Genomic DNA, 13,016 nt, shown 5'->3' on the forward strand with positions numbered 1-13,016 from the left:
AGTTTCTAAAGGTTCCAGTGGACGTTATTAATTGCTGAAACCATTGGGGGGAATTTCTTTCTTCACATCGATTTGTGGCTATATGTCTTTACCTCTTCTGAAGCGAGAGTTAAGTGTTTTCGGCGCAACTCTCATGGGCCTGGGATCAATCCTCGGTACCGGAGTATTTGTGAGTATCGGGATTGCTGCGAAAGTTGCTGGGCCGGGAGTGATTTTGGCTGTAGGTATTGCGGCTTTAGTTGCTGTTTGCAATGGCCTTAGCAGCGCTCAATTAGCGGCCAATCATCCTGTTAGCGGCGGTACTTATGAGTATGGCTACAAATATCTCAATCCTTGGCTGGGTTTCACTGCCGGGTGGATGTTTCTGTTGGCGAAAACGGCTTCTGCGGCTACTGCGGCTTTAGGTTTTGCAGGGTATTTTTTAAATGCAGTTGGTGTAGCCGATCGCACTTACCTGATCCTAACAGCTGTAGTCGCCCTCGCCATTCTCACTTTAATTGTATTGACGGGAATTAGGCGATCGAATATTGCCAATACTGCCATAGTCTCAGTTACACTTTTATCCTTAGCGGTGTTTGTTGCTGTCGGTTTGCCAGAGGTAAGGTGGGAAATGGCCACCGTACAGAATAATAGCTCGATCGGCTCCATCCTCCAAGCCACCGCCCTGATGTTTGTCGCTTATAGCGGTTACGCCCGCATCACCACAATGAGCGAGGAAGTGCGGGAACCGAGGGAAACCATTCCCAAAGCTATAATTTTTACTTTGGTGCTGACAATGCTGCTTTACGTGGGGGTAGCAGTAGTTGTGGCGGGCGCGGGAGGAGCCGATAAATTGTCTGTACAACCAGGTGGTACGGTTGCACCCCTGGAAGTCATCGCCCGCAGTTTCCCAATTCCAGGAGTTTCTCAACTGCTAGCCGTCGGCGCAATTACCGCTATGTTGGGAGTTTTGTTGAACTTAATTTTAGGGCTGTCGCGCATCTGGCTGGCTATGGGGCGGCGGTTGGATATGCCCAGAGTCTTGGCGCGGCTGAATCCTTCGGGGACAACTCCCTACGTGGCTGTGGTGGTTGTCGAAGTTACGATCGCACTTTTAATCCTCGTCGGCGATGTCAAAACCACTTGGTCATTTAGCGCTTTTAGCGTTTTGATTTACTACGCTATCACCAACCTCGCCGCGCTGCAACTTTCCCCCGCCGAAAGGCTTTATCCGCAGTGGTTGGCTTGGGTGGGTTTGGGGAATTGTCTGTTTCTGGCTTTCTGGGTGGAGAGGCAAATTTGGCTGACAGGATTGGCATTAATTGCCGCCGGTTTAATTTGGCGGGCGATCGTCCGACTCCCGGCCAGAAACTAGAATTGTGATAAATTGAAACAGCATCCCGCATTGTAGAGGGCCATGCCCGATCGAACCCCCTTGCTGGCGACTCAAGAATCTCTCGCATTCAGCGCCATCAGTCGCTATATAGCTCAAACCCTAATTACCATTCAGGAACAGCATCCCGAATGGATAACTGAAAAATACAGGAAAACCCCCTGGGCCAAACCTGATTTTCAGTCAGTTTTGATTGGAAAATTGACAAAAAGTTTCACAGTAGCCAGCGATACAGATTCCCTGCTGCTGACTGCGAAAAAATACCTACAAATTTTGTTGGTTCCAGAATTCGTTAATTCACCTCAATTCAGCAAATTATCGGTCAAAATTCAGCAGCTAGCCCAATCTCAAACAGCAACGCCTAAATCACAAAACTCAGTTTCGTCACAGCCTCCCACTCCCACCACCCATCAAACAAATTCGCTCCCAATCGGCATTGCTATCTTGCTGCTAGATGTCGAAAACTTGCAACTCACCGTCGAAACCGAAAAATTCCTAGAGGGAATTTGCCACTATCCAATCCAAATCAAAGTTGCCTTTGCCAACTGGCGCAGCATGGGCAAAAAAGATGCCGAATTTCACCAGCGCGGCTATCAACTAATTCACGTCCCGCCCGGCAAAGACAGCGCCGACTTAAAAATGGCTACAGTCGGCGCATCGATTTTCGTACATTATCCCACAGCCAAAGAGATTTTTGTCTGTTCGTCCGATCGCGCCCTCACTCACCTCAGCAATACACTGCAAGCCCACGGACTAACAGTATTTCAAGTCCGCAAACAAATAGATAAAATCATAGTTTTAAACAGCAAAACCGGACAAATGGAAACCCATTCGCTTGTAACCATACCGGAAATTACACCTTTAGAACAATTAGTTATTCAACTAAAAGAATTAATCAAAAAAGAGCAAAAGCGCACCTCAACTCAGTGGATCAAAGTTTCTACTGTTTCAGCTTTATTTAGGGAAAATTACGGCTTAGTCCTCAATCAAGTTGTTGTCAATCATTTGCTAGGTACTAAAACCAGGGATATCTTTCTCAAATATCCTACCGATTTTGTACTCCACAAACCATCAGAAACTTCTCAAACTTATGTCACTCTTTTTGAAGTAAGATTATCTCCCCCACCGCCCATACTTAGCCAAGAAATTACCAACAACCACCAGATAGCACCTGCGACTTTGACAGATATTAATTCTCTGGAAGACTTGGAAAGAGCTCTTGTCAAAATAGTTGGTGACTTAACAGACAACTCTCCTGACAATTCTGTATTTCTCTCCAATGTAGGCAGCGAATTTCACCGACAATACGGCAAACAAATTACCCAAATAATTAAAGATTTTAATCTCGGTAGAAAATTTACTAAGTTTTTGCAATCCTGCGCTTCTCTCCAGCTAAAAAAAGCCGAAAAAGGCTGGCAAGTTTCCCTCCATTAATTAAAAATTAAAATATATCAACCTCCCCATTACTAGCAACTTGAGTTATCATACAATCGGGACGTAAAGAAATGTAAAGGGATATGCAGGACAAAGTAGTGGTTGTGGTGGGTGCAACTGGCGGCATCGGTTCAGCGGTAGCCCGCAAACTCGCTGATGCGGGTGCGAGGCTAGTGCTCGCCGCCAGAGACAGCAGTAAATTAGACGCTTTAGCTAGCGAACTTTCGACAGCAGAGGTACTGTGCGTACCAACAGATATCACCGATTTACCGCAAGTCGAGACGCTGATGCACAAAGCTGAGGGGAATTTCGGACAAATTGATGCCCTCGTAAACGCCGCCGGTGCCGGAATTCTCAAGCAGTGGAACAAGTTAGAACCGGCTGATTTAGATGCAATGCTTGACTTGAACTTAAAAGGCAGTTTTTACACGTCTCAAGCAGCGGCGAATGTGATGAAAGAGCGCAAATCCGGCCACATTTGCAATGTCATCGGGATTTTGGGCAAGCATTCGATGGCGATGGGAACGGCTTATTGCGCTTCAAAGTTTGGGGTAGTTGGTTTCAGCAAGTGCATGGCAGATGAGCTGCGGCGCTACGGTATTAAGTTTACGCTATTCTATTTTGGCGGGGTGGATTCTCCGTTTTGGGATAATGTGAGTTTGAAGGTAGACAGGTCAAAAATGCTGACTACCGACACTGCAGCCAATGCGATTATGTTTGCTCTTTCGGCTGACCCGCAAGCTGTGCCGATGGAGATTAATATTCAGCCAGAAAGTCATTTGTTCTTTTAGCGATTGAGGAGTGATTTTAAGGCAGAAGGCAGCGGAAGCTGAAGGAAAGAAAAATTATGATATTTTTAGGTTTGAGAACTTGTACAGCACTTAATTATGTAGGTGCAGGGGTTCGCGCACCTTACCCATATTAGTAGTGCGTCAAACCATTTTTTTGCCTTAGTCCTATCGGCGATGGTCTAGCGCTCAAAGCTAAGTTATCGCAGACACGGTTTTTTTTTAAGTGCCGGCTTATTTCTGCCTTCAGAGGGAGCTAAGAGATTCAATCTTTAGGTTATTATTAAGTGGGCGCGCAATAAAAAGTATGAAAAATATCCATTACTCAGTCTCTCCCTTGCAATTTCGCCTTGAAAATCAGCAGATTTTCCATTTTTCAGTTTCCATTTTCAATTATTGATTATGGAGTTCGATCGCATTCAATTTTACGTTGAAAACGCTAAAGTATCCCGCGACTGGTTTGTCAGCCAGTTAGGCTTTCAATCAACAGCAGGTTATGCCAACAGCCACACTCACACTGAAGTTGTCAGCAGTGGCAATGTATGTTTTGTTTTATCTTCACCCCTGACACCCGCTAGTCCGGCTGCTAGTTGGTTGAAGTTTCATCCTCCAGGGATTGCCGATGTGGGTTTTCGGGTAAACAATATTGAATTAGCGGTAGCTAGAGCGGCTGCTAAAGGCGCTAAAATCCTGGAACCGATTCAAGAAGACCTAAATGCAGGAGGCTATTTTAAGCGGGCAAAAATCGCGGGTTGGGGAGATTTAAGCCATACGCTCGTGGAGCGAATTGGCAGCCATTCACTGCTATCGGCTTCGGATAAGCTGCAGTTGTTTACCCGGATTGACCACGTAGTGTTAAATGTTGAATCTGGGGATTTATCAAGTGCTGTTAGTTGGTATCAAAAAATATTAGGTTTTCAACCGCAACAAAATTTTGATATTCAGACTGAGAAATCGGCTTTGCGGAGCCAAGTTATGGTACACACTGAAGGTGGGGTGCAATTCCCGATTAATGAACCGGCATCAGCTAATTCTCAAATTCAAGAGTTTTTGAGCGCAAATCGGGGGCCGGGAATTCAGCACATGGCTTTGCAAACTAATAATATTGTGGGTGTTGTTGCCGATTTGCGATCGTGCGGTTTGCCTTTTCTGCCGGTTCCTCCAACATACTACTCCCAATTGCAGCAGCGGCAAAACTATTTGCCTGCTGATTGGCAAGAAATTGCAGCTTGTCAAGTTTTAGCCGATTGGCAAGAAGATACTCCCGCCGCGATGCTGCTGCAAATCTTTACCCAGCCAATTTTTGCAGAACCGACTTTCTTTTTCGAGATTATTGAACGCCGAGTTAGTTTAGTGAACGGCAAACAGGTGCAAGCTGGAGGTTTTGGGGCGGGGAATTTTCGAGCTTTGTTTGAGGCAATTGAACGCGAACAAATGAATAGGGGAAGTTTGATAGATGATTGACAAAACTTCCAGTTTTTAAGTCATACAGACTTGTTAATCAGCCATGCGATATCTTTCCACCCGTAGGCAATTTCTTTAAGTGCAACTCCGGCTCTACTTGTTTGCTGTTCGTCTACTTTTTCACCTCCTAAAAATTCATAAAATTTATAGGCTGAATTGTCTCCTAGTACCCAAACCAGCATCGAGTTCAAACTTAATTCTGCCAATTTTGTTGCAACTGTTCTCACGAGTTGCCGTCCAATTCCTTGACGCTGATATTCCTCCAAAATATAGATGGCAAATAATTCTCCTTGATATACATATTTGCCCGTCCGCTCGTCACCAGCTGCCGCAAAACCCACAATTTGTCCGGAGTCATTCTCAGCAACGCAGACAAATACCCCAGTATTTTTGACGTTTGCCAGGATTTCTTGCCAGCGGCTTTCTGCTTTTTCATAGGACAGTTGCGCGAAGTAATCTGTGGGTACAATTTTTCGGTAAGCTGTCCGCCAAGTATCTAGATTAACCCGTGCGATTGCAGGTGCGTCAGCGATTTTAGCTTCTCTCACAATCATCAGAAAATACTCCTTTCGGGCCCTGAAATTCTCTTTTCAACTCTAGGCAAACTATACGATCGCGCCCTTCTAGTTTAGCTCGATACAGGGCTCGATCGGCCTGTCCAATTAACTCCTCGATCGATAAACCAGCAGCAGGTACCGTAGTAGCGATACCCATACTAAGAGTTATTAACTTACTTACCTGGGAAGCAGCATGAAAAATTGCAGCAGCTTTCAAATCGCTGCGAATTGATTCAGCTACCCGCATTGCTCCTTGCATATCAGTTCGCGACAAAATTACCGCAAATTCTTCGCCGCCGTAGCGGGCGGCTAAATCTCCTGCCCGTTGAGCGTTGCTAGCTAAAATCTGGGCCACTTGTGTTAAACATTCGTCACCTCCTTGATGCCCGTAACGATCGTTGTAAAGTTTGAAAAAATCGATATCGCACAAAATTAAAGACAGCGACTCTTGTTCTCGCTCCATCCACTGCCATTCTAACTCTAATTTTTTGTCAAAACAGCGGCGGTTGGGAATTTGAGTCAATCCGTCCACAGAAGCGAGCCGCTGCAATTCCCTGTTAGCTCCTTCTAATTCTAATTTTGCTTGTTCTAAAGCTAAATTTTGCCGAGCTAATTCTTCACTTTGGCGTTTTTCTTCTTCGTACAAAAATCTGATTGAAGCTTGAGCTTCTTGCAATTCTTGCTCCGCATATTTGCGCTTGACAAATTCCCCTAATTGAGAACCTACAACAGCTATTATCTGAAGTAAATCTTTATCCGGCGGCAGTTCTTCCCGGCAAAAAAAAGTCATTACTCCTACAACTTGACCCCTAGCGTGAATGGGAAAACCGAATCCCGATCGCAGTCCGGCTTCCTCGGCCAAGCGCGATCGCACGAAATTGCGATCGCCCACAATATCAGTAATCCACTGCGGAGAACCGCTACTGGAAACCGCTCCCGGTAAACCCTCACCCGCAGCAAAAGTAATCTGCTGGTGGTTTTCGGCAAACTCGCTAACTTCCTCCGCCGCCTGCCAAACAACCACCCGCCGCCAACCAGGAGTTTCTTCGATCGGACAGCAAAGTGGCAGGCACAAAAGCGGCTGTTTTTCGCGTTTTATTTCCGCACCAAATCTAGTTTCTTTCTCCCCCTCTATGGGCGTCCAAAGTTCGCCAATATCCCAGCCAAAACTTTGGCAAATAGCTTGCAAAATTCTCGGAGTTGCGCTATCTAGAGAAGTTGATTCTGACAGAATATGAGTAACAGCATACTGTGCTTCTTGACAATTTTTTATGCGCTGTTGCTTGGTAATATCTTTGCCGATATAAACAAAATTTTGTATAACCTCGCTATCTCCATACTTGCTTCCTGTGCTTGTCTCGAAAGTAGAGCATGAAAACGCCACAATCACCTTTAAACCTATTTTCGTTTTGCAAGCTACTTTTACTTGAGGCCAATATTCGCTTTTAAGTGCAGGAGGTAGCTGGCTGACTTTGCGTAACAATTCCTCCTCCGCGGTAATCATGGATATGGATTGGCCGATTAATTCCGATTCGGTATATCCAAATAATTGCTGTGCAGCTTGATTCACTTTTTTAATTTTTCCCGACTTTGCTGTTACTAACAAAACATCGCCTAGGGAATTAATAATTTTGTCAATATAATCGCCAGCCGCAGCTAAGTAATCGACTTTAATACTGTTTTCGTTGGCAGCCTGAACCATTCTTTGCTGAGCTGCAATGCTATCGGTAACATCTTCGCATAAAATAATCAATCTGTCAGCATTGGCTTCTCCATGATAACCAAAGATGTACAAATCTAGATATAAATAAGAGCCGTCTTTGAGAACTCTGGTAATTGATTTTAACTGAAAGTCTTGCTCTCGTTGTTCAATAATACCTTCAAGGATTTCTTCAATTCCAATCAGTTCGGGAAAACTATCGCGCACGTCTTTTCCTTCGCCTACTTCCTCATGAATGTCGGCAAACTCTTGCAGTTTCAAAGATATTTCTTGAATCTTAAGTTCTCGATCGACTGTGAGGTATTCAATCCTGCGTAAGGATAACAGCTTATAAAGAAGAATATTAATACTTCTTGGGCTGCTCTCTACAGTTAATATTGGAAGCATCTCGTTATTGTAGAGCATCAATCTCAAAAATTAGCAGGTAAAGTTAGTTGTTTTTTGGCTGCTATTTCTCATATAAATTTTTATACTGGCAGATGTCACCATCTGGTACCGCTGGCTAATTTATGCAAACAGTACACTTTGGATTCTCCAAGCAGTTTTTTGCTTATTTTAAAAATGAGGCAAAATATTAATTTTGCCAATTTTTTTTTGAGAAAGCGCAGTCACAATCATCCTCTATTGAGGTTGAGATTTATGAACAATACGTAGCGGTTTGCACTATTTGTGCGGCATATTTTAATTTTAAATTCCGCGATATGGCTGACAACCGCTAAAGTTAAGAAGTAGCACAGTTTAATTCAAATGTTTCCTTTAATTAGCACCATTCCTATAGACCTTACCTCCCCTGGGTATTTGTGTCAATTTTTGTAAAGAAAGTGTTACTTTAAGTGATATAGTATCGAAGAATTTGTATAAAAGCTTAAAAATACTCTGCTAAATGCTGAGACTTATTACCGACTTTGACGGCCCGATCATGGACGTGTCCGATCGCTACTACCGAGTTTACCAGTATTGTCTCGCCGAGACTAAGCGTTCGGACCAACCAGTGCGCGAACTCCCCAAAGCCGAGTTTTGGGACATGAAGCGCGCGCGGGTTCCCGAAACCGAAATTGGCATCCTCTCAGGATTAGATGCAGATCAAGCCCGCGATTTTGCTCAGAAACGCCGTCAAACAGTCCACACCCTACCCTACATGGTTTACGATCGACCAGCGCCCGGCGCTCTGGAAACCCTCCAAAAGGTGCAGCGCGCTGGAGTAGACTTAGCGGTGATGACCATGCGCCGCGTTAGGGAACTAGATGAAGCCTTCAACCGCTGCAATTTAGGGCAATTTTTCCCAGAAAACCGCCGCTATTGCCTCCCCAACGATTACGTTAAAACCGGGGATGTCAAAGATAAGCCGCTGTTGATGGCAAAAGCTCTCGCCGAACTGCCGCCGACTTCTGACACTTGGATGGTTGGCGATACGGAGGCGGATATTATCGCAGCAAAAACGCACGGTGTCAAGGTAATTGGTGTTTTGTGCGGAATTCGCGATCGTACCCAACTAGAAATGCACCAACCGGATTTAATTGCCAACAATTTGAGCGAAGCAGTCGAGATTATTTTAGGTCGCAAAAATTAGTCATTAGTCATTAGTCATTAGTTATTAGTTATTAATTGTTAGCTGAGGTTATTTGTCGGAGGTCTTGATCCCACAGTTATTAGTGGTTGGCGGCTGACTAATAACTGCTGACTAATAACTGCTGACTAATGACTGCTGACTATCGCAGAAAACCGCTGACCAGCCACAGAATTAAAAACGTAAACAAAGCGATAAATTTCTCTGTTGTTATAAATGCCGGACTGACCAAAGAACCCAAAAAGCCTCCCAGCAACAAGCCTATAACCAAGCCAGCCACAGTCAGCAGCACAGCCCGACCAAATTTTTGTTCCTTGCGATTAACAAAATAAAGACAAGAGCCGACCCCAAGAGCCAGAGTCAACTGTAGTAAACCATCATTAGCCGCCGGATAAATACTCAGTCCGCCTAACCCCACATATACCCCAGCCGGCCACAAAATGTCCGATTTACTAGGAGTATCGATTAGCCGCTGCAACCAAGCTGGGCTGCCACTAGGAGGAGAGGGAGTAAAGCTTGGAGGTGGCGGAGTCAGCCGTTCGGGAAAGCGGATGCGTTCGGGTACTTTAATTTTACCTTCCTGTCGCTGCCGCAGGCGATCCATGAGGATCGCGTCGTAAGCTGCTTCGATCAATTCCAAACGTTTCTTGTCACCGCTGTACTGCTCACCTAGGCGCGTGCGGGCCTCTTGCACTTCATCAAAGGAAGCATCTTCATCGACTTCAAGCAGTTGATAGGGAGTTGGCTCACTCATGGTAATAACCCGCTGAAGACTCTCGTTATAGAGCAATCTTAACAAGAGAGGAAAGCGGGGCGGGGGCTTGGGCCGCTTTCCCAAAAGTTTTGCTGCTAGTTTTTGGTGGTTTAAAACAGGAACCAGCAAACCTTACGAAAATAGAAACTAGAAGGCATTTGGCATTCGTAAATAAAAAATAATGAATCCAAAGATTTTTATTTTTATCTTGGCCGTCTAAAATTTTACCTTCTGCCAAATGCCCTCAGAAGGGACTTTTCCCGCAGGCACTCACAATTCCCGACCACTGGACTTTTTTAAGTCGATCGCGGCGGTAGGAAAAAAAGCGAGCCGAGTCAGAATAAGTACAGAAAGGAGCGATCGCCACTTGAGAAAGATCGATTCCCAACTGCTGCAATTGCAGAGCATTGCAGAGGCGAACATCCAAGCGTACTTTTCCCGGTTCTGGATCCGCTAATACAGGCGTTTCCGGGAGTTGGTGCAAAAACTCTAGAATGCCGTCGGCTGTCGCACTAACGGCACTCTTAGGAGCAATGGTGGCTCCCAGTTCCGCTGCTACTTCCACAGATACCTGGTAAACCTCTCCAGCGATCGCCGGCCCCATAGCAATCTTCAGATTTTCTAGTTGACTGCCTTGTGCCACAAGTTGAGCGATCGCCTCTGGTAATATCTTAGCAGCAGTCCCGCGCCAACCCGCGTGAACTGCAGCAACGAGTCCCGTGCGATCGTCAGCAATCAGCACCGGCACGCAGTCAGCCGAGCAAACCCAGAGCGCCTCCAATTCTCGATCGGCAACCAAGCCATCAGCCTCAGCATAGCTTGGGGCAGCGGTTTCCGGGGCCGGAGCCACAACCGGGGACAAATCACTCGTTTTGATTACCGCATTGCCGTGTACCTGTTGGAGTCGGTAAACTTTAGCTCCCGGTTCGAGAACTGCCGTCAGATCGATCGGCCCCAGGGGCGAGAAATCGCGCGTAAAAAAGCCGTGAGACCAGCGAGAAAGCAAGCTGCAAGTCAGATAAGGCAAGCCTTCAGAACTCTGCCAGTCCCAACTGATACCGTCAGGTCCTCCGGCACATTCAGACTCAGGAAAATTTGTCAAGCGATCGCCAGCTACAGTCATGAAACCTATCCTTACCCAAGCGCATCATTTAGCTTGTATTCTAAACAATCAAAAATTTTGTCCGCGAAGTTTAAAAGCCGGGCTAGCTTTTAGGAAAAAATCGCGCTCGGTCTGCGGTTTGAGGACGACCGACAGCGCACAAATTTTGCAAAACCCCAGAAATATAGGCAACTAATTAACATAGACGAACGCCAAAGCGCTATCATCAGTGTGGCCGTCACAGACTTCTAGGCAAGTGCCATCGGGATCAAAAAAACCGGATATCGATCGCGAGTGAATGCGTAAGGCATTTGAGCTTGTTCTATGTGCAAAAAAAATTGCCTCAAGCCCGGTAAAATCAGTTAGGCCTGTATATAAAGACAAGGATTGCCATACATTCGATCCTGACTTCGAGATCCTTGTGCCCCCTGTTGAGTTGGGAAAAAAAATCGTGAAACCAGTTCCAGACAAGCAAATAACAGCCCCTTTGAACACCAAACAGCAAAAAAAGAACCCTACAGGCACCCGAACTCGATCGCGCCTTTTGTCCGATCGCTCACTGCTGGTGGGACTGGGTTGCCTTGCCAGTCTGGGACTGCTCAGCAAAGGCCTAGTTTGGGCTCAAGCCGAAACTCCGCTAGCAGAACAAGCCGTCCCCGGCGCAGCAGACCTCCAGCCATTATTTGAAGCTCCTCTCCCGCCCCCGGAACCCGAATACAGCCAAGGGTCGCCCGAACCATACCCTGAACCGCAGGCAGAAGTTCCGCCGTCCGAGCCTTTCGATGCCGCACCGCCCAGTGAGCCGGAGTACGCCAGCGAACCACCTCCCACCCAATATTATCTGCCAGAACCCGCGCTGATTCCCCTGCCAGAAGCGACGGCCCAGGAGCCGCCTTTTGAAGCGCCAGTTAACCCAGCCCACGCTGAAATCGACCAAACAGACTACAGTGTTGGTGCTACCAACGAGTACGAAGCTCCAACCAGAATAGAGTTTGCAGAACGATCGACTGGCTGCGAAGGAGGTGGCGATTTGTGCGCGCCTCCTCCTGTTTCCGAGCCGGTGACGGCAGATGCAGGAGAACCAAGCTACAGCAGGGAAACTCCGAGCGCAGGCAACGGCTATATTGCAGCCCCTCCTCCTCGAAATCTGCCAGAAAGCCTTCCGGGCGATGTTCGGGAAACTGTGGCAGGAAATAGTAGCGGAAATCCTGTCAGTAAAATCGGTCAAGCCGTTCAACAAATAGGCAGCCAGGTTTGGGGGAGTTCCAACCCGCCGGAATCTGCTTACGCACCCCCGCGCTACTCGGCTAACCCTGGATACTCCGCAGACGCAGGATATTCCGCAGACACTGGATACTCTGCTAACATCGGCTACTCGGCTAACCCTGGATACTCCGCAGACGCTGGGTATTATGCCGGATCTGCATCTTACGGCGGCGGCCCTCCAGCGCCCAGCATGGGACTCGGGCCGATTCAAGTCGGTGCCGTTAGTGTCAGCAGCGGCAGCAATACCGGTTTTGCTTACTACAATCTCACGCCGCGTCCCGCAGGCCTCCCCGGAAATGGCAACACCAGCTTGCTGTTTCCGCTATCTATTGCTTCGGCAATTACTTCGCCCTTTGGGTGGCGGACTCATCCGGTTATGGGCTACGGCAGGTTTCACACCGGAACTGACTTGGGAGCCCCGATGGGAACGCCCGTACTGGCGGCCTATGCGGGTCAAGTGGCGATCGCCGATTGGTTGGGCGGCTACGGTTTGACAGTGGTTCTCAACCACAGCAAAAAGTCTCAGGAAACTCTCTACGGCCACCTTTCGGAACTGTTTGTGAAACCGGGAGAGTGGGTGAAACAGGGAGAGACTATCGGCCGCGTCGGCAGTACGGGAATGTCTACAGGGCCTCACCTCCACTTCGAGGTTCGGCAAATGACTGACCAGGGTTGGGTGGCGATCGATCCGGGTTCTCAGCTAGAATTCGCTCTGGCAAAAATGATCGGCAGTTTGGAAACCGCCAAAGTACCGCAAATGCCGAAAATGGTGGAAATACAAACCGCTAGCGGACTCAAGGATTTGGAAAACGATCTGCCCCAGCTTCCACCTCTGCCGCTGGGAATGGACATCGAAGTTCACAACCTCCAGCCGCCATTCCCCGAACTTTTAAAAGCTGACATTTCTAAGCCCAAAGATACTGAAGCAGTCAAACCCAAACCTCAGAAGCAAGCTAACAGGTAAAAATTAGGGATTGCCTAAATTAATTTTC

10 protein-coding genes are annotated in these 13,016 nt (G+C 47.0%); 6 read left to right on the top strand and 4 right to left on the bottom strand.

From position 1 onward, the window contains the following. Positions 1-82: 82 nt before the first annotated feature. The 4 genes from QUA53_RS20090 (at position 83) to hppD (ending at position 5,058) form a co-directional block, all read left to right on the top strand. A complete protein-coding gene (locus tag QUA53_RS20090; protein WP_333099410.1) occupies positions 83-1,354 on the top strand; it encodes an APC family permease in 1,272 nt (423 codons plus the stop codon). A gap of 42 nt (positions 1,355-1,396) precedes the next feature. Continuing rightward, positions 1,397-2,806, top strand: coding sequence for an NYN domain-containing protein (locus QUA53_RS20095; RefSeq protein WP_333099411.1), 1,410 nt, complete (start codon positions 1,397-1,399; stop codon positions 2,804-2,806). Between the two features lie 83 nt (positions 2,807-2,889). Beyond that, positions 2,890-3,597, top strand: coding sequence for an SDR family oxidoreductase (locus tag QUA53_RS20100; protein ID WP_333099413.1), 708 nt, complete (start codon positions 2,890-2,892; stop codon positions 3,595-3,597). 399 nt (positions 3,598-3,996) lie between these two features. Next, a complete protein-coding gene (hppD, locus tag QUA53_RS20105; RefSeq protein WP_333099414.1) occupies positions 3,997-5,058 on the top strand; it encodes a 4-hydroxyphenylpyruvate dioxygenase in 1,062 nt (353 codons plus the stop codon). Positions 5,059-5,078: 20 nt separating this feature from the next. Here hppD and QUA53_RS20110 read toward each other — a convergent pair whose 3' ends face one another. Then, positions 5,079-5,612, bottom strand: coding sequence for a GNAT family N-acetyltransferase (locus tag QUA53_RS20110; RefSeq protein ID WP_333099416.1), 534 nt, complete (start codon positions 5,610-5,612; stop codon positions 5,079-5,081). Beyond that, positions 5,593-7,722, bottom strand: a complete 2,130-nt coding sequence (locus QUA53_RS20115) for a diguanylate cyclase domain-containing protein (RefSeq protein WP_333099417.1) — start codon at positions 7,720-7,722, stop codon at positions 5,593-5,595. The genes QUA53_RS20110 and QUA53_RS20115 overlap by 20 nt, the downstream gene beginning before the upstream one ends. A 496-nt stretch (positions 7,723-8,218) precedes the next feature. Between QUA53_RS20115 and QUA53_RS20120 the strand changes: the two genes are divergently transcribed. After that, positions 8,219-8,905 carry an HAD family hydrolase gene (locus tag QUA53_RS20120; protein ID WP_333099418.1) on the top strand — a complete coding sequence of 229 codons (687 nt, stop codon included), beginning with the start codon at positions 8,219-8,221 and terminating at the stop codon, positions 8,903-8,905. Positions 8,906-9,044: 139 nt separating this feature from the next. On the opposite strand, the gene QUA53_RS20125 is transcribed toward QUA53_RS20120, so the two are convergent. Together QUA53_RS20125 and pgeF are read right to left on the bottom strand one after the other, a co-directional pair. Then, a complete protein-coding gene (locus tag QUA53_RS20125) occupies positions 9,045-9,656 on the bottom strand; it encodes a CPP1-like family protein (protein WP_333067066.1) in 612 nt (203 codons plus the stop codon). A gap of 244 nt (positions 9,657-9,900) precedes the next feature. Then, positions 9,901-10,779: a peptidoglycan editing factor PgeF gene (gene pgeF, locus QUA53_RS20130; protein WP_333099420.1), complete on the bottom strand. Its 879-nt coding sequence runs from the start codon at positions 10,777-10,779 to the stop codon at positions 9,901-9,903. A gap of 430 nt (positions 10,780-11,209) precedes the next feature. On the opposite strand from pgeF, the gene QUA53_RS20135 reads away from it, so the two are divergent. Further along, positions 11,210-12,988, top strand: a complete 1,779-nt coding sequence (locus tag QUA53_RS20135) for a peptidoglycan DD-metalloendopeptidase family protein (RefSeq protein ID WP_333099421.1) — start codon at positions 11,210-11,212, stop codon at positions 12,986-12,988. The last annotated feature ends 28 nt before the right edge of the window (positions 12,989-13,016 follow it).

Origin of the sequence: Microcoleus sp. Pol12B3 (assembly GCF_036701355.1) — a bacterium.
Classification (GTDB): Bacteria; Cyanobacteriota; Cyanobacteriia; order Cyanobacteriales; family Microcoleaceae; genus Microcoleus.

Excerpts from the sequence above, each read along its gene's own strand:
- QUA53_RS20125 (WP_333067066.1), bottom strand. The coding sequence starts at position 9,656 with ATGAGTGAGCCAACTCCCTATCAACTGCTTGAAGTCGATGAAGATGCT.
- QUA53_RS20110 (WP_333099416.1), bottom strand. The coding sequence starts at position 5,612 with ATGATTGTGAGAGAAGCTAAAATCGCTGACGCACCTGCAATCGCACGG.
- QUA53_RS20090 (WP_333099410.1), top strand. The coding sequence starts at position 83 with ATGTCTTTACCTCTTCTGAAGCGAGAGTTAAGTGTTTTCGGCGCAACT.
- QUA53_RS20100 (WP_333099413.1), top strand. The coding sequence starts at position 2,890 with ATGCAGGACAAAGTAGTGGTTGTGGTGGGTGCAACTGGCGGCATCGGT.
- QUA53_RS20120 (WP_333099418.1), top strand. The coding sequence starts at position 8,219 with ATGCTGAGACTTATTACCGACTTTGACGGCCCGATCATGGACGTGTCC.
- pgeF (WP_333099420.1), bottom strand. The coding sequence starts at position 10,779 with ATGACTGTAGCTGGCGATCGCTTGACAAATTTTCCTGAGTCTGAATGT.
- hppD (WP_333099414.1), top strand. The coding sequence starts at position 3,997 with ATGGAGTTCGATCGCATTCAATTTTACGTTGAAAACGCTAAAGTATCC.
- QUA53_RS20115 (WP_333099417.1), bottom strand. The coding sequence starts at position 7,722 with ATGCTTCCAATATTAACTGTAGAGAGCAGCCCAAGAAGTATTAATATT.
- QUA53_RS20095 (WP_333099411.1), top strand. The coding sequence starts at position 1,397 with ATGCCCGATCGAACCCCCTTGCTGGCGACTCAAGAATCTCTCGCATTC.